The sequence below is a fragment of the Burkholderia sp. Bp8991 genome (assembly GCF_003853795.1).
In the GTDB taxonomy this organism is placed as follows: Bacteria; Pseudomonadota; Gammaproteobacteria; order Burkholderiales; family Burkholderiaceae; genus Burkholderia.
In genome coordinates this window covers 345,286-371,529 of the sequence record NZ_QTQJ01000002.1, presented here as the reverse complement: position 1 = coordinate 371,529, position 26,244 = coordinate 345,286, and the positions used below count along the sequence as shown (strand labels likewise).

At 67.8% G+C, this 26,244-nt stretch carries 21 protein-coding genes and 1 pseudogene; 16 read left to right on the top strand and 6 right to left on the bottom strand.

The features are described from left to right. Positions 1-131 precede the first annotated feature (131 nt). The 8 genes from DIE02_RS03730 to DIE02_RS03700 all read left to right on the top strand — a co-directional run bounded on the left by DIE02_RS03730 (position 132) and on the right by DIE02_RS03700 (position 12,106). Positions 132-1,019: a dihydrodipicolinate synthase family protein gene (locus tag DIE02_RS03730; RefSeq protein ID WP_124521617.1), complete on the top strand. Its 888-nt coding sequence runs from the start codon at positions 132-134 to the stop codon at positions 1,017-1,019. A gap of 6 nt (positions 1,020-1,025) precedes the next feature. Then, complete coding sequence (locus DIE02_RS03725; RefSeq protein ID WP_124521618.1) at positions 1,026-2,357, top strand: FAD-binding oxidoreductase; 1,332 nt, start codon at positions 1,026-1,028, stop codon at positions 2,355-2,357. A gap of 16 nt (positions 2,358-2,373) precedes the next feature. Next, entirely contained in the window at positions 2,374-3,867 is a 1,494-nt protein-coding gene (locus DIE02_RS03720; RefSeq protein WP_124521620.1) for an aldehyde dehydrogenase, read from the top strand. A gap of 493 nt (positions 3,868-4,360) precedes the next feature. Next, the gene (locus DIE02_RS03715) at positions 4,361-5,362 is read left to right on the top strand and encodes a LysR substrate-binding domain-containing protein (protein WP_044848475.1); all 1,002 of its coding nucleotides are present in this window, start codon (positions 4,361-4,363) and stop codon (positions 5,360-5,362) included. A 30-nt stretch (positions 5,363-5,392) separates the two neighbouring features. Further along, the gene (locus tag DIE02_RS03710) at positions 5,393-6,322 is read left to right on the top strand and encodes a LysR substrate-binding domain-containing protein (RefSeq protein WP_124521622.1); all 930 of its coding nucleotides are present in this window, start codon (positions 5,393-5,395) and stop codon (positions 6,320-6,322) included. A 179-nt stretch (positions 6,323-6,501) separates the two neighbouring features. Next, the gene (locus DIE02_RS03705; protein WP_124521624.1) at positions 6,502-7,758 is read left to right on the top strand and encodes an SRPBCC family protein; all 1,257 of its coding nucleotides are present in this window, start codon (positions 6,502-6,504) and stop codon (positions 7,756-7,758) included. Positions 7,759-8,172: 414 nt separating this feature from the next. Then, entirely contained in the window at positions 8,173-8,307 is a 135-nt protein-coding gene (locus tag DIE02_RS35910) for a hypothetical protein (RefSeq protein WP_260426335.1), read from the top strand. Between the two features lie 277 nt (positions 8,308-8,584). After that, positions 8,585-12,106, top strand: coding sequence for a pyruvate carboxylase (locus DIE02_RS03700; protein WP_124528807.1), 3,522 nt, complete (start codon positions 8,585-8,587; stop codon positions 12,104-12,106). Between the two features lie 384 nt (positions 12,107-12,490). Here the strand turns inward: DIE02_RS03700 and DIE02_RS36315 are convergent. Next, a pseudogene (locus DIE02_RS36315) lies at positions 12,491-12,640 on the bottom strand (phenazine biosynthesis protein PhzC/PhzF); the annotation flags it as partial. Here DIE02_RS36315 and DIE02_RS35905 point away from each other — a divergent pair. Next, entirely contained in the window at positions 12,635-13,672 is a 1,038-nt protein-coding gene (locus tag DIE02_RS35905; RefSeq protein WP_311766765.1) for a CoA pyrophosphatase, read from the top strand. The pseudogene DIE02_RS36315 and the gene DIE02_RS35905 sit on opposite strands and share 6 nt — an antisense overlap. 57 nt (positions 13,673-13,729) lie before the next feature. Here DIE02_RS35905 and DIE02_RS03685 read toward each other — a convergent pair whose 3' ends face one another. Next, a complete protein-coding gene (locus DIE02_RS03685) occupies positions 13,730-14,701 on the bottom strand; it encodes an AraC family transcriptional regulator (protein WP_124528806.1) in 972 nt (323 codons plus the stop codon). 94 nt (positions 14,702-14,795) lie between these two features. Here DIE02_RS03685 and DIE02_RS03680 point away from each other — a divergent pair, with 94 nt between their 5' ends. Both DIE02_RS03680 and DIE02_RS03675 read left to right on the top strand, forming a co-directional pair. Continuing rightward, on the top strand, positions 14,796-15,629 hold the full coding sequence (locus DIE02_RS03680; RefSeq protein WP_124528805.1) for an oxidoreductase: 834 nt from the start codon (positions 14,796-14,798) through the stop codon (positions 15,627-15,629). 330 nt (positions 15,630-15,959) lie between these two features. After that, on the top strand, positions 15,960-16,796 hold the full coding sequence (locus DIE02_RS03675) for an alpha/beta fold hydrolase (RefSeq protein ID WP_044848485.1): 837 nt from the start codon (positions 15,960-15,962) through the stop codon (positions 16,794-16,796). Between the two features lie 335 nt (positions 16,797-17,131). Here the strand turns inward: DIE02_RS03675 and DIE02_RS03670 are convergent, their stop codons facing one another. Then, on the bottom strand, positions 17,132-18,538 hold the full coding sequence (locus DIE02_RS03670; RefSeq protein WP_124528804.1) for a 3-deoxy-D-arabino-heptulosonate 7-phosphate synthase: 1,407 nt from the start codon (positions 18,536-18,538) through the stop codon (positions 17,132-17,134). Between the two features lie 134 nt (positions 18,539-18,672). Beyond that, entirely contained in the window at positions 18,673-19,434 is a 762-nt protein-coding gene (locus tag DIE02_RS03665) for a 2-keto-4-pentenoate hydratase (protein ID WP_124521634.1), read from the bottom strand. A 265-nt stretch (positions 19,435-19,699) separates the two neighbouring features. Here DIE02_RS03665 and DIE02_RS03660 point away from each other — a divergent pair, with 265 nt between their 5' ends. The 5 genes from DIE02_RS03660 to DIE02_RS03640 all read left to right on the top strand — a co-directional run bounded on the left by DIE02_RS03660 (position 19,700) and on the right by DIE02_RS03640 (position 23,680). Further along, positions 19,700-20,179, top strand: a complete 480-nt coding sequence (locus DIE02_RS03660) for a universal stress protein (protein ID WP_124528803.1) — start codon at positions 19,700-19,702, stop codon at positions 20,177-20,179. A gap of 12 nt (positions 20,180-20,191) precedes the next feature. Continuing rightward, positions 20,192-20,383: a DUF2964 family protein gene (locus tag DIE02_RS03655; RefSeq protein WP_044848124.1), complete on the top strand. Its 192-nt coding sequence runs from the start codon at positions 20,192-20,194 to the stop codon at positions 20,381-20,383. 149 nt (positions 20,384-20,532) lie between these two features. Next, positions 20,533-22,269: a site-specific integrase gene (locus DIE02_RS03650; protein ID WP_124528802.1), complete on the top strand. Its 1,737-nt coding sequence runs from the start codon at positions 20,533-20,535 to the stop codon at positions 22,267-22,269. Between the two features lie 107 nt (positions 22,270-22,376). After that, a complete protein-coding gene (locus DIE02_RS03645; RefSeq protein WP_044848126.1) occupies positions 22,377-22,700 on the top strand; it encodes a TfoX/Sxy family protein in 324 nt (107 codons plus the stop codon). 59 nt (positions 22,701-22,759) lie between these two features. Then, positions 22,760-23,680, top strand: coding sequence for a hypothetical protein (locus DIE02_RS03640; protein ID WP_124521638.1), 921 nt, complete (start codon positions 22,760-22,762; stop codon positions 23,678-23,680). A gap of 30 nt (positions 23,681-23,710) precedes the next feature. Here DIE02_RS03640 and DIE02_RS03635 read toward each other — a convergent pair whose 3' ends face one another. Together DIE02_RS03635 and DIE02_RS03630 are read right to left on the bottom strand one after the other, a co-directional pair. Continuing rightward, entirely contained in the window at positions 23,711-24,862 is a 1,152-nt protein-coding gene (locus tag DIE02_RS03635) for a branched-chain amino acid ABC transporter substrate-binding protein (RefSeq protein WP_124521804.1), read from the bottom strand. Positions 24,863-24,898: 36 nt separating this feature from the next. Continuing rightward, entirely contained in the window at positions 24,899-26,128 is a 1,230-nt protein-coding gene (locus DIE02_RS03630; RefSeq protein WP_124528800.1) for an FAD-binding oxidoreductase, read from the bottom strand. Between the last annotated feature and the right edge of the window lie 116 nt (positions 26,129-26,244).

Here is a 26,244-nt window from a genome sequence, read left to right as displayed (position 1 = left end):
TCGGATCACGTAGTGAATCGATCGGCGTGGCTGCGCGTGTGCAGCGACGTACCGACGACGTTGTGTCGAATTGCCGGTTTCCTGCCTGACGGGCGGGAACCTGGTGCAACCACTTGATTGAGGAATCGAAAATGAGCTTCGAGGGCGTACACACTCCGCTGGTCACCCCGTTCGACGCGGACGGCGAAATCAACCACGAACTGCTCGGCCGGCATGCGGCCGATCTTGCGGGCCGGGTATCCGGCCTGGGCATCGGCGGGACGACGGGCGAATACTACGCATTGAGCTTCGACGAGCGCGTGCGCACGTTCGACACGGTCGCCGCCGCGGCCGGCGGCAAGACGTTCCTGACCGCGGGCATCAACGCGACCACGACGAAGGAGGTGCTGCGCCTCGGCCGTGAAGCGAAGCGCGCGGGGCTGAACGCGTTGCTCGTGGCGGCGCCGTACTATGCGCAGCCGACCCAGCAGGAACTGCTCGCGCACCTGCTCGCGGTCGACGACGCGCTCGACATGCCGATCATGCTGTACAACTTCCCGGCCCGCACCGGCACCGAAATCGGCGACGACATTCTCGAGACGCTGCTCGAGCGCAAGAACTTCGTCGCGATGAAGGAAAGCACCGGCGACATCGCGCATCTGCATCATCTGTCGACGCATTTCAGCGGCCGGCTCGTGCTGAGCTGCGGGATGGACGATCAGGCGCTCGAGTTCTTCGCGTGGGGCGCGCGCAGCTGGGTCGGCGGCGCATCGAACTTCCTGCCGGAAGCGCACACCGACCTGTTCGACGCATGCGTGAAGCGCGGCGATTTCGCGACCGGTCGCAAGCTGATGGCCCGACTGCTGCCGGTACTCGAACTGCTCGAGCGCAGCGGCAAGTTCATTCAGTACGTGCGCTACGGCTGCGAGCTGGCCGGGCTGCCGGTCGGCGTCGCGCGCGCGCCGCTCGGCGCGTTGTCGGGCGACGAGCGCGACGCGTTCGCGAAGCTCGTCAAGCCGCTGCTGCGCGACGGCCGGTAATCCGTCATGGGCTCGACTCTGGAATTCGCGCGGTTTCCGGCGCCGGACGGGATGAACGGATGGTGGGAGAGTCTTCCGCCCGCACCGGACGCCAATACCGTCAAGTCGGACAGCCGGTTCGACTGGGTCGTCGTCGGCGGCGGCATCACCGGGCTTTGTGCCGCGCGCCGGCTGGCGGAGCTGGCACCCGGCGCGTCCATCGCGCTCGTGGAGGCCGACCGGATCGGCCGCACCACGTCCGGGCGCAATTCCGGATTCTTCGTCGACCTGCCGCACGACATCAGCAGCGAAAGCTACTCGCGCAGCATCGACGAGGATCGTGCGGACGTGCGGTTTCAGCGGCACGGCATCGACTATGTGCGCGAGATCGTGCGGCGTTTCGGCATCGACTGCGACTGGCGCGACGACGGCAAATTCCACGCGTCGGTCAACCGGAAGGGCGCGGCCGCGCTCGCGCATTTCGCCGACGGGCTGTCGCGCATCGGCGAAGCATTCGAATGGCTCGATCAGCCGGCGATCCAGGCCGTGACCGGCACCGGGTTCTACACGGGCGCGCTGTTCACGCCGGGCTGCAGCACCGTGCAGCCGGCGGCGCTGATGCGCGGGCTGGCGGCGACGCAACCGGCGAACGTGACGGTGTTCGAGCTCAGCCCGGTGAAGCGGATCGAACCGCGCGGCGACACGCGCGTACTGCATTTCGCCGGCGGCACGATCGTCGCGAAGCAGGTGATCCTGTGCACCAACGCATACGCGGCGACCTTCGGCATGCATTCGAACGGTTTGCTGCCGGTCTATACGTTCGCGTCGCTCACGCGCCCGATGAACCCCGACGAAGTGGCGAGACTCGGCGGCACGCGCTCGTGGGCGCTGATTCCGGCCGATCCGATGGGCACGACGGTGCGGCGCCTGGTCACCGATCGCATTTGCGTGCGCAACCATTTCGCGTTCCGGCCGGACGTGAAGCTGTCGCAGGCCGATCTCGCGAAGTCGCGGCATTTGCATCAGCGCTCGTTCGAGCGCCGCTTCCCGATGCTCGGCGGCGTCGAGCTCGAATATACGTGGGGCGGGCCGCTGTGCCTGTCCTCGAACAACGGTGCGCTGTTCGGCAGGCGCGACGACGGCCTCTACGAGGCGATCGGCTGCAACGGCCTCGGGCTGAGCCGCGGGTCGGCCTCCGGCAAGCTGATCGCCGAATACGCGCTCGGCGAATCGAACAGCCTCGTGCAGCAGTTGCTGAAGCAGCCGCATCCGCGTCCGCTGCCGGTTCGGCCGCTCGTCGACCTGGCCGTGTCGGCGACGATCTGGGCCAAGGAATTCTCGGCTGGTGCCGAGCTTTGATTTTTGAGGAAACGACATGACGACCCATCAGGATTGGAAACAGAAGGCGAACGCGTTGTCGCTCGACGGTCGCGCGTTCATCGCGGGCGAGCGCAGCGCGGCAGCGTCGGGCGAGACGTTCGCGACGCTCAACCCGGCGTCCGGCAAGGTGCTTGCCGAAGTGGCGCGCTGTAGCGACCGCGACGTCGATCGCGCGGTCGCGGCCGCGCGCGAAGCGTTCGAGTCGGGCGTCTGGTCGAAGGCCGCACCCGCGCATCGCAAGGCGGTGCTGCTGCGCGTCGCGCAGCTGATCGACGAGCACGCGGAGGAACTCGCGCTGCTCGAGGCGCTGGAAGCCGGCAAGCCGATCGGCGAATGCCTGGGGCTCGACATTCCCGAGTCGGCCGCGTGCATCCGCTGGCATGCGGAAGTGACGGACAAGCGCTACGACGTGTTGTCGCCTTCGGGCGCCGGCGTCGTCAGCATGGTCACGCGCGAGCCGATCGGCGTCGTCGGCGCGGTGCTGCCGTGGAATTTCCCGGCGCTGATGCTCGCGTGGAAGATCGGCCCCGCGCTGTCGGTCGGCAACAGCGTGGTCGTGAAGCCGGCCGAACAGACGTCGCTGTCGACGCTGCGGATCGCCGATCTCGCGCTCGAGGCCGGCGTGCCCCCGGGCGTGTTCAGCGTCGTCACCGGGTTCGGTGCCGAGGCCGGCGAGGCGATCGGCCGCCATCCGGACATCGATCTCGTCGCGTTCACCGGTTCGACGGCCACCGGCAAGCGGTTCCTGCACTACTCGGCCGACACGAACCTGAAGCGCGTCGTGCTCGAATGCGGCGGCAAGAATCCGCAGGTCGTCCTGCCGGATGTCGCGAACCTCGATGCGGTGGCGGAGCAAGCGGTCGCGGCCGCGTTCTGGAACATGGGCGAGAACTGCAGCGCCGGTTCGCGGATTCTCGTTCCGGCGAGCCGCAAGGCGGAACTGCTGGAGAAGGTCCAGGCCGTGCTCGCCGGGTGGAAGATCGGCGATCCGCTCGACCCGGACGTGAAGCTCGGCGCGCTGATCGAGCAGAAGCATTACGAGAAGGTGCTCGGCCACATCGAGCAGGCGAAGGCGGAAGGCGCGCGCGTGGTGTGCGGCGGGCGCGCGATCCTCGCGGAGACGGGCGGCTGGTTCGTCGAGCCGACGATCTTCGATCAGGTGACGCCGGAGATGCGCATCGCGCGCGACGAGGTGTTCGGGCCGGTCGTGTGCTTCATCGAATACGACGACGTCGACGACGCGGTGCGGATCGCGAACGATACGTGCTACGGGCTGGCCGCGTCGCTGTGGACCGACAACGTGAACAGCGCGCACAAGGTCGCCGCGCGGATTCGTGCGGGGACGGTCACGGTGAACTGCTTCGGCGAAGGCGACCTATCGACGCCGTTCGGCGGCTTCAAGCAGTCGGGGTTCGGCGGCCGCGACAAGTCCGTGTACGCACACGATCAATATTGCGAGTTGAAGACCACCTGGTTGAAGCTCGACTAAGTGGGGCGCGCCGCGCACGCTGCACCCCGGGGCCGCGGGGCCCAGGCTGCAGGTTGCGGCGAAACCGTTTCGGCGGCTTGTCGAGCCGCCGATCGGCTGCGATGTTGTCCTGCACCATGTCGCGCGAGTATGGCCAGCGGCCGCTCGGCCGGCGAGAATGGCGCACGCGGCGCGCGACAGAACGAACGACGCTACGCCGCGTCGGCATCGCGTATGGTGCGCTGCGCCCCCGCGCCGCGCAGTGGCCTGGCGCGGGGGCGGATGGGCGGCACCACCGCGCGCCTTGCCGTCTCCATCATCGCGCCGATAATGGCGACGCAGTGCACAATCGAGCGAGAATGGCGTCATCGCGACGCCGCCCGGCCGACTCGCAAGCCGTAATATTCAGATAATCGAAAGGCTTGCGATGAGCCTGCTCGCAGGCAGCCGATGGGGACTGCCGTCGACGAATGCGCCGACGCTGCGTCCGACCTCCGTTTTGAGAGTGAAAGCCATGTTGAAGAAGCAATTGTTTGCAGACCGACTCCTCGCGCAGATGCCGTCGCTTCGCGCGCTGCGGTGTTTCGTGACGGCGGCGCGCTACGAGAGCTTCACCCAGGCGGCCGAGGTGCTGTGCGTGACGCAGGCCGCGATCAGCCGGCAGATCAAGGAACTCGAGGATTCGCTCGACGTCGCGCTGTTCGAGCGCACCGGCCGGCATATCGCGCTGACGGATGCGGGGCGCGTCCTCTACAACGCGTCGTACCTGTCGATCATGAACATCGCCGAGGCGGCGGAGGCGGTGCGCCGCACCGACAGGCACGCGCTGATGATCTGCGTGTCGCATACGTTCTCGGCGCTCTGGCTGTCGTCGCGGCTGCCCGCGTTTCGCGAGCGGTTTCCGGATATCCGGCTGAACGTGATCGTCACCGAACACTTCATGGAACTCGACGGGCTCATCGAGCCCGATGTGATCATCACGAAGAACCCGCCGCGCGAGCCCGAGTTCGAAGCCGAGCCGCTGTTTCACGACATCGTGTATCCGGTTTGCAGCCCGTCCTTTCACGAACGCCATTTTCGCGGCCGGTCGCTGAAGCCGCTGGACCTGCTGTCGTGCCCGACCCTGAACCTGTCGATGCTCGGCCGCGCGCAGGTGTGCGAGCACGTCGACTGGCGCGTGTGGCGCAACTGGTTCCAGCAAGGCGACGGTACCGACACGCTGACCGAGAACAAGTATCTGGAAAGCAACGACTACCGGTTGCTCGTCGCGCAGGCCGAGGCCGGCGAGGGGACGCTGCTGGGCTGGCATCACCTCGTGCACCGGCAGATCGAGCAAGGCACCCTGGTGCGTCCGGTACAGGACGTGCTGGTGTTCCGCGATCGCCATCACTATCTGATCACGCACCGGAATGCGCAGCCGCGCGAGGAATACCGGCTGTTCCGGAAGTGGCTGGGCGACGAGGTCGGCGTGATGATGCGCGGCTGGCTAGATGCCGGGGTCGAGATCGGTCAATAGCACGCTGCCCCCGCACCACGCGTTCGTCAGATGAAACCTGCGTCCGCAACCCCCAAAGGCTATCGCCGTCTGATCCCGTCCGTGACGGCGCTCGTCGAGTTCGAGGCGGTCGCCCGCCTCGGCAGCTTCACGCTGGCCGCGCACGAACTCGGCGTCACGCAGGCCGCGGTGAGCCGGCAGATCAAGTTCCTCGAGGACCTGCTCGGCACGCGCCTGTTCCATCGGCTGCATCGCTCGATCGAACTGACCGACGAGGGTGCGGCGCTGTACCGGGTGATGGCCGAGTCGATGCAGAAGATCGCCGGCGTGTTCGACCGTCTGACGAGCGGCCCGATCCGGCAGGAACTCGTCCTCGCGGCGACCTCCGCGTTCTCGCATTTCCGGCTGCTGCCGCGGCTCGCCGCGCTGAAGGCCGCGCAGCCCGAGTTGCAGTTGCGTCTCGCGACGCTGATGTTCACCGCCGATCTGCGCCACAACGAAATCGACATCGCGGTGCGCTATGGGAACGGTCGCTGGGCCGACGGCACCGCGATCCGCCTGTTCGACGAAGAAGTCTTTCCCGTCTGCTCGCCGGCCTGGCTGCGGCAGCACGGCGCGCCGGAATCGCTGGCGGAACTCGCCGCCGTCGCGCTGGTGGAGTCCGATTCGACGTCCGAGGGCTGGATGGGGTGGGAGGCGTGGTTCCATGCCGCCGGCTTCCGGCCCGACCGGTTGAATTACGCGCTGCGCTGCAGCTTATATACCGATGCGATCGATGCCGCCCGCTATGGTCATGGTGTCGCGCTCGGCTGGGGGCGGCTCGTCCACGACCTGCTCGACGCCGGGGAACTGGTGCGGTTGCCGGTGGCGTCCTTGCAGATGACGGACGCCTACTACATCGTGGTGCCGCACGGGAAGACGATCACGCCGGCGATCGACGGCCTCGTCGAATGGCTGCGCGCGGACGTCAGGCAGGACTGACGCAGGCACGCCGGCAGACTTTCGCGGCGATTTTCGCTCTGTCCGCTTCGCATGATCCCAGGTAATACCAGAACGAAAATAAAGCGCGTTGACGCTCTTTTTCATCGATCCAATACTGAAATCGACGCGGAACATTCGAAGCCGCGCGATTTCACGAACCTCGGGATTGGAGAAAGACGATGTCCGAAGTGCAAGTCAAGACGCACGGTGACCTGATCCGCAGTCGCCAACCGGGCCACGGGATGCCCGGCGAACTGTTCGGCCGTCAGGACGTCTTCGAAACGGATGTCGAGATCTTCTTCCGGAAGCACTGGATCCTGGTTGGCGTGACGGCCGACGTTCCGGAGGCCGGCGACGTGTCGACCGTCGACATCGGCAAGTCGTCGATCTTCATCGTGCGCGACGACGACGAGAACGTCCGAACCTACCGGAACGTGTGCCGTCACCGTGGCGCGCGCCTGAAGGAGGCGGGGAAGTCGACCGTTGGAATGCTCGTGTGTCCTTATCATCAATGGACGTACGACCTCGATGGCACGCTGCGCCACGCGACGCACATGGGCAAGGATTTCGACACGACCTGCCGCAGCCTGATTCCGGTGAAGACGCGCATCATCGGCACGCACATCTTCGTGTGCCTCGACGACGATGCACCCGAGGACATCGCGAAGCTCGAGGACACGATGGCGCCGCGCTTCGCGCCGTACGACCTGCGGCATACAAAGATCGCGTTCGAGCAGGAGATCGTCGAGCACGGCAACTGGAAGCTGGTGATCGAGAACAACCGCGAGTGCTATCACTGCGCGGGCACCCATCCCGAGCTGACCGCGTCGTTCCTGCCCGAGGATTTTGGCTTCTGCCCGGAAAACCTCACGGACGAACAGCTTCGGGCGTTCGAGGAATACCAGGCGCGCAAGGCCAGCTGCCAGGCGAACTGGGCGCGCGAAGGCTTCCTCGGCTCGGCCGTCGAATGGCTCGATGAGGATGCCGTCACGCAGTTCAGGACGCAGCAGCTCGTGATCGCCGGCGCGGGCGAATCGCAGACGATCAGCACGAAGGTGGCGAGCACGAAGCTGTTCGGCGACCTGCAACGGCGCGATCTCGGCGATACGCATCTGTGGACGCACAATTCGTGGACCCACGTGATGAGCGACCACGCGGTGATTTCGTACATCATCCCGCTCGCACCGGACAAGACGCTCGTGCGCACGAAATGGCTCGTCCATGCCGACGCGGTCGAGGGCGTCGATTACACGCTGTCGGATCTGACCGAGGTATGGGTCGCGACGAATACGCAGGACAAGCACCTCGTCGAGATCACGCACGCGGGCACCCAGGATCCTGCGTATGCGCCGGGCGTGTTCTCGCCGTTCACCGAGGCTTACGTCGACCGGTTCTCGCGCTGGTACGGCGCGCGGTTGAGCGCGCACGGGATCTGATGGAGGTGAGACGCGTCGGGAGGGCGATTTCGGATCCTTTCTCAGCGGTGTGCGATGCCGGCCCGATTGACGTTGACTTCTCCTGGCCCATCGGTCCGCTCGGCTGACCGGTCCCGCCTCGCGGGATTTCAGAATTGAAACTTCGATTCCATATCTGAGCCGGTACGAAGCCGGCCTACGCGCCCGAGCCCCATCCATCAACGCCGTCCGTGTGATATTCGATGTGGCCTGCTTCTTGCCTTTACGAGACGACATGCTCGATGTGCTCTCGTCCGACCGTTCTCTCCTGACGAAACGAACCGCACAGTTCGAGGCGACCCGCTTTTCAATCGTAAGGTGAATGCAATGACTGACTACGGCAAACGAAACACGGTTTCCGGGAACGATGCGCGTCGCGTTGCGCGCGAACGCGCGTTGGAAGCAGATCGATCCGCGCCGACGCGCGAATCGTCCGGTGAACGCCGCCGCGATACGAACTGGGCGTGGGCAAAGGGAACGGCCGGCTACGACTGGATGGATCACGCACCGCTGTTCGATCACCGCGATTGATCCTGTCGCGAGCGCGGTTCGTGCCACGGGCTCGCCGTGCTTCGACCGACGACCGGACCGGCCGGCGAGCGGTCCCTTATTTCCGTTTGGTCGGCTGGATGCTATTCGTCGTCGCGATGTCGATAGCGACCATCCGGCGATCTGGCGAACATGTCGACTGGCGAAAGCCGCGACGATGCAACCGCGAATGACCGACGCGACGATCCGAACGCCGCCCAATGAAGCAGGCGGGCGGAGCACGGCGCGGCGGCGAACTCAATTCAACCATTCACTATCCATGGCCGCCGTGACGCCTACCCCCATCCAGTCCATCCTGATCGCGAACCGCTCGGAAATCTCGATCCGCGTGATGCGTGCCGCCGCCGAACTGAATATGCGTACGGTGGCGGTGTATTCGAAGGAAGACCGCCTCGCGCTGCATCGCTTCAAGGCGGACGAGAGCTACCTGATCGGCGAAGGCAAGAAGCCGCTCGCCGCGTATCTCGACATCGACGACATTCTGCGCGTCGCGCGGCAGGCTAAGGTCGACGCGATCCATCCCGGCTACGGCTTCCTATCGGAGAACCCCGATTTCGCGCAGGCCGTGATCGACGCCGGCATTCGCTGGATCGGCCCGTCGCCGGAAGTGATGCGCACGCTCGGCAACAAGGTGGCCGCGCGCAACGCGGCGATCGCCGCCGGAGTGCCCGTGATGCCCGCGACCGCGCCGCTGCCGGACGATCTCGACGCATGCCGCGCGCTGGCCGCGCAAGTCGGCTATCCGCTGATGCTGAAGGCGAGCTGGGGCGGCGGCGGACGCGGGATGCGCGTGCTGGAAAGCGATCAGGATCTCGAAACACTGCTGCCTGTCGCGCGCCGGGAGGCGCTGGCCGCGTTCGGCAACGACGAGGTATACGTCGAGAAGCTCGTGCGCAATGCGCGGCACGTCGAGGTGCAGGTGCTCGGCGACCTGCACGGCACGGTCGTGCATTTGTACGAGCGCGACTGCACGGTGCAGCGGCGCAACCAGAAGGTGGTTGAGCGGGCGCCGGCGCCGTATCTCGACGACGCGGGCCGGCAGGCGCTGTGCGAATCGGCGCTGCGCCTGATGCGCGCGGTTGGTTATACGCATGCAGGCACCGTCGAATTCCTGATGGACGCCGACACCGGCCAGTTCTACTTCATCGAGGTGAACCCGCGCATCCAGGTCGAGCATACGGTGACCGAGATGATCACCGGCATCGACATCGTGAAGGCGCAGATCCGCATCACCGAAGGCGGCCGGATCGGCCTCGCCGAGGACGCGACGGACGGCGACGGCACGCTCGTCGCGCGCGCGGCCGGCGTGCCGGAGCAGCAGGCGATTCCGCTGAATGGCAACGCGTTGCAATGCCGGATCACGACCGAGGACCCGGAGAACGACTTCCTGCCCGACTACGGGCGGCTCACGGCCTATCGCAGCGCGGCGGGCTTCGGCGTGCGCCTCGACGCCGGCACCGCCTACGGTGGCGCGGTGATCACGCCGTACTACGACTCGCTGCTGGTCAAGGTGACGACCTGGGCGCCGACGGCCGCCGAATCGATCCACCGGATGGATCGCGCGCTGCGCGAGTTCCGGATTCGCGGCGTCACGTCGAACCTGCAGTTCCTCGAGAACGTGATCAATCACCCGGCCTTCATCGCGGGCGACGTGACGACGCGCTTCATCGACAGGACGCCGGAGCTGCTCGCATTCGCGAAGCGCGGCGATCGCGCGACGAAGCTGCTGCGCTATCTCGGCGAGCTGAACGTGAACGGCAACGCCGAGATGAGCGGCCGCACGCTGCCGGCATTGCCGCTGCCGAAACCCGTGCTGCCGAAGGTCGATACGGCGGTGGCGATTCCGGCCGGCACGCGCGATCGACTGCGCGAGCTCGGCCCCGAGAAGTTCGCGCGCTGGATGCTCGATCAGAAGCAGGTGCTGCTGACCGACACGACGATGCGCGATGCGCACCAGTCGCTGTTCGCGACGCGCATGCGCACGGCCGACATGCTGCCGATCGCGCCGTTCTACGCACGCGAGCTGTCGCAGCTGTTCTCGCTCGAATGCTGGGGCGGCGCGACCTTCGACGTCGCGCTGCGCTTCCTGAAGGAAGACCCGTGGGAGCGGCTCGCGCTGCTGCGCGAGCGCGTGCCGAACATCCTGTTCCAGATGCTGCTGCGCGGCTCGAACGCGGTCGGCTACACGAACTACGCGGACAACGTCGTGCGCTTCTTCGTGCAGCAGGCCGCGAGCGCGGGCGTCGACGTGTTCCGCGTGTTCGACTCTCTGAACTGGGTGCGCAACATGCGCGTGGCGATCGATGCGGTTGGCGAGAGCGGGATGCTCTGCGAAGGCGCGATCTGCTACACCGGTGACCTGTTCGACAAGTCGCGCTCGAAATACGACCTCAAGTATTACGTCGGCATCGCGCGCGAACTGCAGCGGGCCGGCGTGCACGTGCTCGGCATCAAGGACATGGCCGGCATCTGCCGCCCGCAGGCTGTCGCGACGCTCGTGAAGGCGCTCAAGGAGGAAACCGGGCTGCCCGTGCATTTCCATACGCACGACACGAGCGGGATCGCCGCGGCTTCGGTGCTCGCGGCGGTCGGTGCGGGCTGCGACGCGGTGGACGGCGCGCTCGACGCGATGAGCGGGCTCACGTCGCAGCCGAACCTGTCGAGTATCGCGGCGGCGCTGGCCGGAAGCGAACGCGATTCCGGGCTGGATCAGGACCGCCTGCACGAAGCGTCGATGTACTGGGAAGGCGTGCGCCGTTATTACGCGCCGTTCGAATCGGAGATTCGCGCGGGCACGGCCGACGTCTACCGTCACGAGATGCCCGGCGGCCAGTACACGAACCTGCGCGAGCAGGCGCGCTCGCTCGGCATCGATCATCGCTGGACCGAGGTGTCGCGCGCGTATGCGGACGTCAATCGCCTGTTCGGCGACATCGTGAAGGTCACGCCGACGTCGAAGGTGGTCGGCGACATGGCGCTGATGATGGTCGCGAACGACCTCGGCGTGGACGACGTGCGCAATCCGGACAAGGACATCGCGTTCCCCGAGTCGGTCGTGTCGCTGTTCAAGGGCGAGCTGGGTTTCCCGCCCGACGGCTTCCCGGCGGACCTGTCGCGCAAGGTGCTCAAGAGCGAACCGCCGGCGCCGTATCGTCCCGGCGACCAGCTTCCCCCGGTCGACCTCGACGCGGCACGCAGGCAGGCCGAGACCGCGTGCGAGCGCCCGCTCGACGACCGGCAGCTCGCGTCCTACCTGATGTATCCGAAGCAGACGGTCGACTATTACGCGCACGTGCGTGCCTACAGCGACACGTCGGTCGTGCCGACGCCGGCGTTCCTGTACGGGCTGCAGCCGCAGGAAGAAGTGGCGATCGACATCGAGCCGGGCAAGACGCTGCTCGTGTCGCTGCAGGGTCAGCACGCCGACGCGCAGGATGGCATCGTGAAGGTGCTGTTCGAGCTGAACGGCCAGTCGCGTTCCGCGCTGGTCGAGCAGAAGAGCATCGTGCAGGCGGGCAAGGAGCGTCATGGCCTGCAGCGTGCCGATCCGGCCAATCCGCTGCATGTCGCCGCGCCGATGCCGGGCTCGGTGGTCACGGTCGCCGTGCAGCCGGGGCAGCGTGTGTCGGCCGGCACGACGCTGATCGCGCTCGAGGCGATGAAGATGGAAACGCACATCGCGGCGGAGCGCGACTGCGAGATCGCGGCCGTGCATGTGAAGCCGGGCGAGCGAGTCGCGGCGAAGGATCTGCTGATCGAGCTGAAAGACCCGGCGCAATGACGGTTGCCGCGCCCGGTCGTATTCGCGAAGCCGATCGGGTGCAGCCGCGAGGATCGCGAACCGCGCGAGCGGTTCGGCCAGATGCGCGAGCATGTGATGGAAGCGCTGCGGCTCGTCCCTTACGCGCGCTCGACGAGCGGCTATACGGCTGCCGTGCCGAAGCACGCGTTGCAGGCGGCGCGCGACGTGTGCGCGATATCGGCGGCCGGGTCGTTGATGTCGGCGATCGGCTCGGGCGGGCGACGCGGGCGGCATGGCAAGCGCGGCGACGCCTGGCGTGCGTCGATGCACCGGCCGTCGATCGCTCCCGCGCCGGCCCGCAGCACGCACGACGCATGGTTGGCGGCGTGTCGCGGGCGTGGCCGGCGTCGCAGGTCGTTGCGTCTAGACGTTGATGACGCCGCGCCCGAGCTTGACCACGCGACCGCCGACGCTGATTTCACCGTTCGAGCTGACCGACAACCGCAGCAGGCAAGGCCGGCCGACGGCTTCACCCTGTTCGACCTGAAACGCGGCGGGCAGCGCGTGATGGGCCGGGTCATCTCGATCTCGTGTGAGATGGGCGTGCTGGTGGGGGCGCGCGAGCATCGCCCGGATGTCGGGATGCTTCGGCACGATCCTGCATTCTGCCGGACCGAGCGCATCGATCGATGCGCGGTCGCTCGGCATTTCAATTTTCGTGCATCATCAGAGTTCTCCGCTTCGGCCCGGCCACGCGAATTTTCGCAACGATCGCGCCAATTTTTTCGCCGGAGCAGACGGCCGCCTGCGAATCCGGAACCGTCCGGTTCAAACACAACGACGCCGTGCCCATGCAACACAGGTCGGGTTCAGTGTCGCTCAACGCTTGCAGCATCCTGCATGCAGGAGGAAGACATGGCATCCGACGGAAGCCACCTGAAAACCGGGGGTGGACTCGCGAACGCATCGGCGGGCACCGCTTCGCCGCAAACCATGCTGGACGCGCTCGCACGCGGCGTGGAACACCTGCTGATCCCGGCCGACACGCCGTGGCCCACGGCGCAGCTCTACCTCGCGGACAACGACCGACCGTGGAAATTCTCCGCTGTCCTGGTCGCGATCGTCGCGCGGCGCGATCCGACGATCCTGCTGACCAAGCGATCGTCGGGGCTCAGCGAATACTCGTCGCACGTGAGTTTTCCCGGCGGACGTCCGGCGGAATCGGACACCAGCATCGGCGCGACCGCGCTGCGCGAGGCGTTCGAGGAAATCGGCCTCGCGCCCGATGCGGTGCGGATGATCGGAAGCCTGCCGATTCATAAAACGAGAAAGCGCAATCACGCCATTTTTTCCGTGATCGGCTTCGTGTCGGAAACAGCCGCATGGGAAGCCGCACCCGCTGAAGTCGAGGCGATCTTCGAGTTTCCGTTTTCGACGCTGCTGAATCCCGATCTGCCGCGGCAATACGGCGACGGCGAACGCGCCGGCGCCTGGTACTGGGCGGATCAGACGCAGGACATCTGGGGCGTGACCGCGTTCATCCTGAAATCGCTGGCGGGTCTGGTGCGCGATGCCGCGGGCGGAGAGTGTGCACGTCCCGACTAGTTTCACGCACGGGGCCTCGGGCCCGCCGAGTCACGCGTGCCGCTCGCGGCGCGTCGCTCAGTGTGACGACACGAACACCGCATCCTCGAACGCCGCCGGAATCGCGAACTGCGCACGCATGCGCTTCGTCTCCTGCGCGGGCGTGAGCCCGAACAGCCGCTTGAATTCCCGGCTGAACTGCGACGGGCTCGCATAACCGACCGCATGGCCGGCCGCCTCTGCGGTCAGGTCCTGGCGCACCATCAGCAAGCGCGCCTGATGCAACCGCGTCGACTTCAGGTACTGCATCGGCGACACCTGCGTGATCGCCTTGAAGTGGCTATGGAAGCTCGGCACGCTCATGCCGGCTTCCGCGGCCAGTTGCGCGACGTCGAGCGATTGCGCGTAGTCGGCATGAATCAGGCGCAGCGAACGGCCGATCCGGCCGAACTGTCCGCGCATCGCCAGCGCGTTGCGCATGGCGCTGCCCTGCGCGCCGGTGAGCACGCGGAAATACAGTTCGCGCAGCAACCCGCGGCCGAGTATCGCCGCTTCGAGCGGCCGGTGCAGCGCTTCGACGAAACGCAGCACGGTCGCCTGCATCGCGTCGTCCATCGGCGTCGACATCATGCTTCTCGGCGCCTGCACGGGTTCGGCGATCCCTTCGCGGTCGATCTGCGCGGCCAGTTCGGCGGCCATCGGGAAATCGAGGTGCAGATACAGCGCGAGCAGCGGGTGCGCCGCCGTTGCGTCGGTTTCCATGCTGAACGGGACGGGCACCGAGACGGCCAGGTAGTGGGCCTCGTCGTACAGGTAGCGTTCGCCGCCGAAATAGCCGCGCTTGCTGCCCTGGCAGACGATCACGATGCCCGGGTCGTACAGCACCGGCGTGCGCGACAGCGCGCGGTTCGAGCGCAGGATGCGCACGCTCGGCAGTGCGGTCAGGTTGTAGCCTTCGTCCGGCGCCAATGCATGCAGCAACGCGATCAGGTGTTGGCGGCTGCGCGCGGGCAGCTGCGGCGATCGGGGCGAAGAGGGCGCGGTGCTCATAGTTTTGTGCAAGAAAATCAGCGGAACCGGGCTTAGGTTACGTGGATCGTCAGACTAGTATGCATGCTTCGATCGACATTCGGGAGAAGCTCACATGGCATCCGGCACTATCATGCTCATCACCGGCGTCAGCAGCGGCTTCGGCCGCGCGCTCGCACAAGCGGCGCTGGCCGCGGGTCATACGGTGGTCGGCACCGTGAGAAGCGAAGCGGCGAAGCGGGCGTTCGAAGCGCTGTCCCCGCATGCGGCCATCGGGCGCGTGCTCGACGTGACCGACTTCGAGCGCATCGACGGCGTCGTCGCGGAGATCGAGTCGAGCGTCGGGCCCGTCGACGTGCTGGTGAACAACGCCGGTTACGGGCACGAGGGCATCATGGAGGAGTCGCCGCTGTCGGAGATGCGCCGACAGTTCGACGTGAACGTATTCGGCGCCGTCGCGATGATGAAGGCCGTCGTGCCGTTCATGCGCGCACGCCGGCGCGGCCGCATCCTGAACATCACGTCGATGGGCGGCCACATCACGATGCCCGGCATTGCCTATTACTGCGGCAGCAAGTTCGCGCTGGAAGGGATTTCCGACACGCTCGGCAAGGAGCTCGAGCCGTTCGGCATCGCGGTGACCGCCGTGGCGCCGGGCTCGTTCCGCACCGACTGGGCCGGCCGCTCGATGACGCGCACGCCGCGCTCGATCGCCGATTACGACGCGCTCTTCGAGCCGATCCGTCACGCGCGCGAGGAGAACAGCGGCCGTCAGTTGGGCGATCCCGCGAAGGCCGCGCGTGCCATGCTCGCGGTCATCAAGGCGGACCATCCGCCGGCCCATCTGTTGCTCGGCAGCGATGCGCTTCGGCTCGTGCGCGCCAAATGGTCGGCGCTGGAAGACGACATGCGCACGTGGGAGGCGGTGACCGTGTCGACGGACGGTTGAGGCACGAGGGTCGGGGCGTGCGAAATCGCACGGTTAGTTGCGTTGAATGGTCAAGTCTCGGGATGCGAGCACACCGCTTCGAGGTTGTGCCCGTCCGGACCGGTGACGAACGCGGCATGGTCGTTCGCGCCACACATCGTCGTTGCCCGCGGAGAACCGATACACGGCGGTATGCAATTGGCTTCATGACACGGTCGCGGTTTTCCGCTACAACACTCAGGTGCCGCATCGACCGGCGCGGTGTGCCGCCGCGCCGCAGTTCGACACCGACATCCGCCCGGGTGGCCGGCCGGCACGTGACGTTCACCTACCCCAAAGGAGCCTGAAGCCATGCCTTACATCACCACGAAGGACAGCGTCGACATCTTCTACAAGGACTGGGGCCCGAAGGATGCGCAGCCGATCATGTTCCACCACGGCTGGCCGCTGTCTTCCGACGACTGGGATGCCCAGCTGCTGTTCTTCGTTCAGAAGGGCTATCGCGTGGTCGCGCACGATCGTCGCGGCCACGGCCGGTCGGCGCAGGTTTCCGACGGCCACGACATGGATCACTACGCGGCGGACGCGTTCGCGGTGGCCGAAGCGCTCGACCTGCGCAACGCGGTCCATATCGGCCACTCGACCGGCGGCGGCGAAGTCGCGCGCTACGTGGCCCGCCACGGCGAGCCGGCAGGCCGCGTCGCGAAGGCGGTGCTGGTCAGCGCGGTGCCGCCGCTGATGCTGAAGACCGACGCGAACCCGGAAGGCCTGCCGCTCGAGGTCTTCGACGGCTTCCGCAAGGCGCTTGCCGACAATCGCGCGCAGTTCTTCCTCGACGTGCCGTCGGGCCCGTTCTACGGCTTCAACCGGCCGGGCGCGACGGTGCATCCGGGCGTGATCCAGAACTGGTGGCGCCAGGGCATGATCGGCAGCGCGAAGGCGCACTACGAAGGCATCAAGGCGTTCTCGGAAACGGACCAGACCGAAGACCTGCGGTCGATCTCGGTGCCGACGCTCGTGTTGCACGGCGAAGACGACCAGATCGTGCCGATTGCCGATTCGGCGCTGAAGTCGGTCAAGCTGCTGAAGAACGGCACGCTGAAGACGTATCCGGGGTATTCGCACGGGATGCTGACGGTCAACGCCGATGTGCTGAACGCCGACCTGCTGGCCTTCGTCCAGTCGTAACGCTGGCGGCGCAAGCCCGTTCTCGCGGGCTGCGCCGCGCTGGCCGGTGATGCCGGCCAGCCTCCTTCCGCTTCGCCGGCGGGCTTGACCGGCTGCGCGGAACGATGCTGCCGGCACGACACCGCGAAGTCGCCACGGCGCCGCGCAGCCTCCGGCTCGCTACCGTCGATTCCCCCCTCGATGCACCGCACGGTTGCGGCCGCCGCCCGCCGGGGCAATCCGCATCCGGGCATCACCGGCTCATGCGCGGTACTCAACAACTGAGCAAATGACGCGTGACGATTCAACGCGGAAGTCGCGCCATTCGTTCCATTCGTTCCATTCGCGCTCGCACGTCACCCCTCGTTCGCAGCGCTGTCGCCCAGGTCGCCTTCGATCGCGGCCATCAGATCGTCGACGCTCACCATCAGCGCCCGAACCTGCCGCAGCGATTCGTACTGGTGCAGCACCGTGCGCCATGACGGCAGTTCCAGCAGCGCTTGCCAGACGGCGCCGAGGCCGTGCGGATCGGCATCCGTGCATTGCGCGAGCGTGCTCGCGTATTCGAGGCTCGCCGGCGCCGACAGCAACTGCATCCGGCTTGCTGCGCCCAGCAGGCGCGGCGCCGGGTCTGCCGACGCATCGCAGCAGTACAGCACTTCGCGCTGCAAGGCCGCGTCGTCGATCGTCAGCGCGCGCAGCGACGCGCCGTGCAGGCTTACCGAGCCTTCGCGCGTGTCGAACGCATAGACGGTGTCCGGATCGGCTTGCGCGAGCAGGCTCAGGCCGCGCAGCAGGCGCGGCAGATCGGTCGTCGCGGCATCCGCGGACGCTTTCGCTTCGACGAGAAACACGACGTGCCACGCGGCCGACGGATCGTCGCCGCGCGCGCGAGCGAGCAGCACCGCATCCCACTCGGTTTTCGCGCGGTCGTGCTTGGCCGGTATCGAAGCCGGCACGCGCATCGACGTGACCACGCGATACGTGCGCTGCGCATCGCTCGCATCGAGCTGCGCGGCCAGGGCGTCGAGCGCCTGCGCGGCCAGCGCTTCGACGGCCGCGCCCCGCTGTTGCGACGTGACACCTTGCGCGACGGCGAGCGCGCTGCCTTCGAGCGGACCCTGACGGCTCCACAGCGTGCGGTACTGCCGGACGTCAGGATCCGGCGCCAGCGCATCGAGACGCCGCAGCCGCGCGAGTGCGGCGCTGTCCTTCAGTCTGGCGACGTCCTGTTCGAACGCGGCGTCGGTCGCCATCTCCGGCCGCGCGAGCAGCTGCCGCAGCGCGGCGTCGAGATCGTCCCACGACGCGCCGGCCGCAGCCGCATGCAGCCGCGCGAGCGGCGCGCGTTGCCATGCCTGCGCATGCCGTTCGAGCCGGGCCGGATGCGCGATCGTGTTGACGGCCGAGCGCAGCGCGCGCCGGTCCTGCTCGGCATGCGCGGCGAGCGATGCGTATTCGCGCACGGCCGCCGCGCGATGCCGAAGCACCGCGGCCTGGAAGGCGGGGTCGCCGGATTGCGGGTCCATCGCGTCGCCGATCATCCGCGCGAGCGCATCGATGAAGCGGCGTTGCAATGCGGGGTCGGGCGTGCGGCCGTCGGCCTGCATCCGGCGCGCTTCCTCGATCGCGACGGCGATGACGACGGCCGGGTTCGCGGCGTCGGCCAGCGACGGCGCGCGCACGAGCGGCGGCAACCGGTAGCGGCGATCGACGGTGCGCAGGACTTCGTCCAGCAGGGCGGGCAACGGTGTCGGCGGCATGGCGAATGACGGAAAGGCACGCGGTTCAAGCGTGACGGGCGTTGTGCAACGGTATCACGCAGCGTCGGCAGGCGGGGCGGGCGCGGCGTTCGTCGCGAGCCGCACCCGCCGCTGAACGTCAGGCCGTCAGCCCGTCAAGCCGTCAGCGTCACCGACAGGCTGCCGAGTTCGCCGAAGCGCACCGTCAGCGCATCGCCGAGCGGCACGTCGATCGCACCCGCATACGAACCGGTCGTCACGATCTGGCCGGCCTGCGCGCCGTCGCCGCGCGATGCGAGGAAATTGACCAGCCATACCAGCGGCTTGAGCGGATCGCCGTCCGGATGACGGCCGTCGATCGTGCGATTCAGCGCACCCTCGAACGACAGCGCGAGCGTCTCGAGCGGCACGTTCAATCCGTCGGGCACGACGGGACCGACGCACAATCCCTGGTTGAACTGCCCGTCGGCGAGCAGTTCGAACTTCGATGCGCGCGCGGGCTCCGCATAGCGGCAACCCAGCACCTCGAGCACGATGCGCACTTCGCGGATCGCGCCGCGCACGTCGTGCTCGTCGTACGGCTGCGCGCGGGCGGGCAGGTCGCGATCGAGCACGAATGCGATCTCCGGCTCGATCCGCACGATCGGGCCGCCGACGACGCGGTACGGCGCATCGGCCGCGCGGATCGTCGACGCGAAGATCGGCGCGACGATCACGCGGTCGGGCGGCGGCAGCGCGCATTTCCATCCGCCGATGGATTCGCCGAGCAGGTCGGCGACGCGATGCTGGATCGCGAGTGCGGTATCGACGTTCTCGGGGCGCAAGGCGTCGGGCAGCAGCGGGCCGGGCACGCCGGCATGGCGGGCGGCGACGAGATGCTGGGCGGCGCCGTCCACGCGTTCGGTAGTCGTTGTCATGTCGGTTGAGCGAGTTGAAAGTGAGCCGGCAAAAAAGGGCCGGACGAAGGTCGTAACGTCGATGATAGCGCCTTCGGCGGCATGGCCGCTCGGCAGCCCGGTTCGGCCACCGGGACGGCGCCCCGGCTGCTCCGCGTGGCGCTTTGCCGCACGACCCGCTGTCGGGGAATCTTGATCGCCGTCAACCTTCGAACCGGCCGTCCGCCGATGATGGGCACATGGCCGCGCGCGACCGCGCCCGGCAACTCACCCCAGCGAGGTTCGCATGTACAAGAAGATCATGGTGGCCGTCGACGGCAGCGCTTCGTCGAAACAGGCGCTTGCCGAGGCAGTGAAGGTGGCACTGGCGGGCGACACGCACGTCAGCGCCGTCTATGTGGTCGACAAATCGGTGCTGTTCACGTACGCGGGCCGTTTCGACCCGCACGCGCTCATCGAGGAAATCCGCGACGACGGGCGCAAGGTGCTGCGTGAAGCCGAACAGATCATCGCGCTGGCCGGCGCGAAGGGCGAGGGCGAGCTCGTCGAAACCGAGAGCATCGGCGAGGACGTCGCGGAACGCCTGCAGCGTTACGTGACGGAGCGTGGGATCGATCTCGCGGTGGTCGGCACGCACGGGCGGCGCGGCATCCGGCGCGTGCTGCTCGGGAGCGTCGCCGAGCGCTTCGTGCGCGGCTCGAAGTGCCCGGTGCTGCTGATTCGCGGCGACGATGCCGGCGAGCCGGCGTCCGCCGCGGCAGCCTGACGCGAGCGCGCGATGATACGTCGCCAGTACCGGATCGTCGTCGCGGCGATCGCCGTGTTCGTGTCGCTCGCGGGGATGATGGCCGTCGTGACCGGGCTGCTGTTCGACGCGACGATCGCGCTGCGCGGCGGCGCGATCGCGTTGATCGTCGGCGTGGCCTGCTTTGTCGTGATGCTCAACCCGGGGCCGAAGGGCGAGGGGTGACGCGCGGCCGGCGTCGGTTCTGCCCATGCGGCGCATGCCTGTGACAGGCTGACCGTTCCCGCGCGAAGCCGCAAACCCCGGCATCGCGCGCGTGTCTCGCAGCGCTCGAGGCGTTTTCGAGCGTCGGCAGTTCTGTCAAACTGGCGCCCATGACACCGCGCCTCGCCTCACCGCCTTCCTCCGATTCCGCGCCTGCGCCCGCGGGCTTTCCCGATGCCGACGAACTGGCCGCGCTGCGTGCGTGGTATGCGGGCATGACCGTGCGCCAGGCCGTCGAGCGCTATCTGCCCGATCGTCTCGGCGACGGGCGGTCGGCGCGCGGCGTGATCGGCGGCATTCGTCGCGGCCTCGTGCGCGTCGCGCGGCAGGCCGGGCGACCCGACCTCGCGGAGCAGCTCGGTCATGCCGAGAGTGCGCGCATCCGGATGGCGAAGGCCGCGACCGATGCGATCGGCGTGCTGCGCCATGCGCGCGCGCCGGTGCCGCAGATCAGCGACGACGTCGGCTTGTGGCTGCCGGCGCGCGCCGTCGTCGCGCTGCGTGCGCACGGGATCGCGACGCTGGCCGACCTGACCGTGCGGATTCCGCGGCGGCGTCAGTGGTGGCGCGCGATCGCGGGGCTCGGCATGGCGAGCGCACGGCATATCGAGGCGTTCTTTTCCGCGCATCCCGACCTGACCGAGCGGGCGCGCGCGCTGATCGCGGCCACGCCGCGCAGCGGCATCGTGCCGTGGGAGCAGCTGAAGCTGCCGCACGAAGTCGACGGATCGAACGGCACGTTCCGCGCCCCGCGCGCAACCAGCACGCTCGACGCGGACAACGATTACGCGGCCGTGCACGCATGGCTGTCGCTGCACGAATCGGCCGCGACGCGCCGCGCGTACCGGAAGGAAGCCGAGCGGCTGATCCTGTGGGCGATCGTCGAGCGCGGGCGCGCGCTGTCGTCGCTGACCACCGAGGATGCGGTCGCGTATCGTGCGTTCCTGCGCAACCCGGCGCCGCACGAGCGCTGGGTCGGGCCGGTGCGGCCGCGCGGCGCGCCGGACTGGCGGCCGTTTTCGGGCGGGCTGTCCGCGCGCTCGGCCGCGTACACGCTGTCGGTGCTCGGCGCGCTGTTCCGCTGGCTGATCGAGCAGCGCTACCTGCTCGCGAATCCGTTCGCGGGCGTCAAGGTGCGCGACACGCGCGGCGCGAATGCGCTCGACACGTCGCATGCGTTCACCGAAGGCGAGTGGCTGCTCGTGCGCACGATCGCGGACGGGCTCGAGTTCCGCAAGGACAAACCCTCCGGCGCGCCGCGGTCCGGCTGGACGCCGGCCGCCGCGCAACGGCTGCGCTTCATCCTCGATTTCGGCTATGCGACCGGGCTGCGTGCGAGCGAGCTGGTCGGCGCGACGCTCGGCGACATCGAAACGGACGCGCACGGCGATGCATGGCTGAAGGTGATCGGCAAAGGCAGCAAGGCAGCGCGTGTCGCGCTGCCGCCGCTCGCGCGCACGGCGCTCGACCGGCATCTGGTCGCGCGGCGGCTGCCGGTGACGCCGGCGCGCTGGCGGCCGGATACGCCGCTGATTCCGAGCCTCGCTGAAGACGGCGCGGCCGGCATCACGAGCGTGCGGCTGTGGAAGGTGATGCAGCGGTTCTTCGCGCAGACGGCCGCGCTGGTCGATGACGACAATCCTGCGCTCGCGCAGAAGCTGCGGCAGGCCAGCCCGCACTGGATGCGCCATACGCACGCGACGCATGCGCTCGCGCGCGGCGCGGAGCTGACGACGGTGCGCGACAACCTGCGGCATGCGTCGATCTCGACGACGTCGATCTATCTGCATGGGGACGACGTGAAGCGGGCGCGGCAGATGTCGAGTGCGTTTTCGGCTGACAAATGAGCTGGGGAGCAGGGGGAGCACGGTGCACGAGCGATTGCGCGACGATTGAACGGAACGACACCGCATCGGTGACGGTCAGAACGGTTATTCGATCACGGAGCGCATGAATGGCATCGAGTCAGGGAACCGTCGATTTCATCGTCGAGCAGATGGCTGCGGCGGGCGCCGTGTCGGCCCGCAAGATGTTCGGCGAATACGGCATCTACTGCGACGGCAAGATGGTCGCGCTGGTGTGCGACGACCGGTTGTTCGTCAAGCCGACGCCCGACGGGCGTGCGTTTCTCGGTGCGTGCGAGGAAGGTCCGCCGTATCCGTCGGCGAAGCCGCATCTCGTCATCGGAGGAGAGCGCTGGGACGACCGCGAATGGCTGTCGACGCTGATCCGGATCACGGCCGCGCAACTGCCGGTGCCGGTGAAGCGGAGCCGATAGCGGTCGGCGTATTCTGTGAACCATGCGCGCTTCCCCCGCGCCCCCGCTGGAGCACAAGAATGGAGACATCCACATACCCGCAAGCCCCGCGCTACGCCCGCCGCGCCTGGCACGCGCTCGTCGCGGCGCTATGCGTCGGCTGGAGCGCGCTGTCGTTCGGCGCGGATGGCGCCGAAGGCGCGGCGGCCCTGCTCGACCGTTACCACAGCCTCGGCGAGCAACTGAAGAACAACCCGTTCCACCGCCCGCTGTACCTCGAATCGTCCGAGGCATCGTCATCGCTGAAGGGCGATATCTACGCGGTCGTCGACTATCCGTTCGCCGTCGTCAACGGCAAGCTGAACGATCCCGCGCAGGGCCCCGCGAACTGGTGCGCGGTGCTGATCCTGCACCTGAACACGAAGTACTGTCACGCGTCGACCGGCGGCAACGGTCCGGTGCTCGACGTGAACCTCGGCCGCAAGATCGAGCAGAAGCTGTCGGACACCTACCGCGTGCAGTTCCGCTACCGCGTGGCCGCCGCGACGCCCGACTACTTCCAGGTCGACCTGACCGCCGACAGCGGCCCGATGGGCACGAAGGATTACCGGATCGCGCTGGAGGCCGTGCCGGTCGGCGCGTCGCGCACGTTCCTGCACCTCACGTATTCGTACGGCTTCGGCACGGTCGGCCGCATGGCGATGAAGACCTACCTCGCGACGGTCGGCAGCGACAAGGTCGGGTTCACGGCCGCGAGCGGCGCATCGGCTGCGCAGCCGCAATACATCGGCGGCGTGCGCGGCTTGCTGGAGCGCAACACGATGCGCTACTACCTCGCGATCGACACCTATCTCGCGACGCTCGACAAGCCGCTCGACCAGCGCCTCGCGCGCTGGTTCGACGCGACCGAGCAGTATCCGCAGCAACTGCACGAAGTCGAGCGCGGCGCGTATCTGCAGATGAAGGCGCAGGAGGTGCAGCGGCAGCAGACGGCGCGATGACGCCGCCTGCCGCGCGCTGCTCGGCGTCGATCAGTTCGACGCGCCGCCGACCGTGCGAATGCTGTGCCACTGCCCCTGTTCGACGCGGAACAGCGTGTAGGGCGGCTTGATCAGGTCGCCGCGCTCGTCGAACGAGATCTTCCCGGTCACGCCCGTGACCGACACGCCCGGCAGGCTCGCGACGATCTTGCTGCGGTCGACCGAGTCGGCCTTGCGGATCGCCGCGATCATCGCGAGCGTCGCGTCGTACGCAAACGGCGCATACAGCTCGACGTCCTGGTTGAAGCGCGCCTTGTAGCGCTGCGCGAACGCGATCGCCGACGGCAGCTTGTCGAGCGCCGGCCCCGGTTCGAGATCCTGCGTACCTTCGCCCGCATTGCCGGCGATCTTCAGGAACGCATTGCTTTTCAGCGCGCCGGCGCCGAACAGCTGCGCGCGGATGCCGAGCGAGCGCATCTGCTTGACGAGCATCGCGCCCTGTTCGTCGAGGCCGCCGAAGAACAGCAGGTCGATGTTGTTGCTCTTCATCGTGGTCAGGATGCCGCGGAAATCGACCGCCTTGTCGTTCGTGTATTCGCGGCCGACGATGGTGCCGTGCGCGTCCTTCACGCCTTTCTCGAATGCGTCCGCGAGCCCCTGGCCGAATGCGGTGCGGTCATCGATGATGCCGATCCGCTTGGCCTTCAGCTGCTCGACCGCGAAGCGTCCGGCGACCACGCCGCCGACGCCGTCGTGCCCCATCGTGCGGAACACGTTCTTGAAGCCCTGCATCGTCAGTTGCGGGTTGGTCGAGCCGGGCGTGATCATCGCGACGTTCGCCTGCCGGTAGACGGCCGACGCGGGGATGCTGCAGCCCGAGTTGTAGTGGCCGACCACGCCGACCACGCCGTCGTCGACGAGCTTCTGCCCGACCTGGATCGCGATGCGCGGATCGGCCTGGTCGTCCTGCACGTCGAGCACGAAGCGCACGGGCTTGCCGCCGATGGTCGGGTGTTTCGCGTTCTCCTCGTCGAGCGCGAGCTGCGCGCCGTATTGCAGGTCCTTGCCGACGCGCGCGACCGGGCCCGTCAGCGGGCCGGCGAAGCCGATCTTGACGGTTTCCGGGTCCGCGGCCTGCGCGGACGCGGTGACCGTGCCGATCGAGCAGACGGCCAGCCATGCCAGCCAGTTACGACGATTCATGATGCCTCCTTGCAGTGGTGGAAGTGGCGGCGCGCGTCAGAATCGCGCGGCCCGGTAGGGGGTGAGATCCAGCGGCGGCGCGCGTTGCGCGACGAGATCGGCGACGATCCGCCCGGTGATGCCGGCGAGCGTGACGCCGAGATGCTGGTGGCCGAACGCGTGGATCACGCGCTCGCTGCGCCGCGCGCGGCCGATCACGGGCACGCCGTCCGGCAGCGTGGGCCGAAAGCCGAGCCAGCTGCGCGTCGGCGCGCCGAGCGATGGCAATGCCTCGCGCGCGGAGCGGGTGAGCAGCGCGACCAGCGAGCGGTTCATGCCGGCGTCGAAGCCGCCGAGTTCGACGGTGCCGGCCGCGCGCAATCCTTCGTCGAGCGGCGTCATGTAGAACCCGCGCTCGGCCCAGCCGACCGGCCGCGTAACGATCTGCTCGTGCGCGGCGAACTGCACGTGGTAGCCGCGCTCGGTGTCGAGCGGTACGGCGTCGCCGCACGCGGCGGCGAATGCGCGCGAGCGGGCGCCGGCGGCAATCACCACATGATCGAAGCGGCGCACGGTGCCGCCCGCATGCAGGCTCACGCCGTCGCCGACGGGCTCGATCCGTTCGACCTGCGCGCGTTCGAGCGTCGCGCCGCCGGTTGCCAGGTGCGCGAACAGTTCGTCGAGGAACCCGCTGGGATCGGAGAAATGCCAGCTCCCGTGGAACAGCACGCCGCGCGTGAAGATCGGCGCGAGCGCGGGCTCGAGCCGGCGGATCGCGTCCGCGTCGAGCGTGTCGAACGGCACGCCGAGCCGGCGCCGCAGCGCGAGCGACGGCTGCGCGGCGTCGAACGACGCCTGCCGTGCGTACAGATACAGGCATTCGCGCGGCCGCACGAATGCCGCGAGCCGCGACGGCGCGAGCAACGGCGCATAGCCGTCGGCGGCGCGCGTCAGCAGCGCGGCTAGCGCGCTCGCGCTGCGCGCGTGATGCGCGGGCGTCGACGCGACCAGGAACCGTGCGAGCCACGGCGCGCCGCGCAGCAGGTAAGGCCAGCGGATGCGCAGCGGGCTGTCGGCGCCGAACAGGAAGTGCGGCATGTCGCGGAACACGGACGGGCCGTTGACGGGCACGCAGCCATACGGCGCGAACGTCGCGGCGTTGCCGAACGACGCGCCATGGCCGACGCCGGCCGGATCGAACAGCGTGACGCGGTGCCCGTCGCGCTGCAGCCAGGCCGCCGCGCCGAGTCCGATGAAACCTGCACCCACGATGGCGATGTTCGCCATGTCACCTCTCCTCCGGCACGCGTGATTCACACAAAGATGGGATAAAGAATCACACAGTAATTTTTTGTGTGCAATCAAAAAGCGATTGTATGGCGCTAGCGTTTACCCGATTTCAA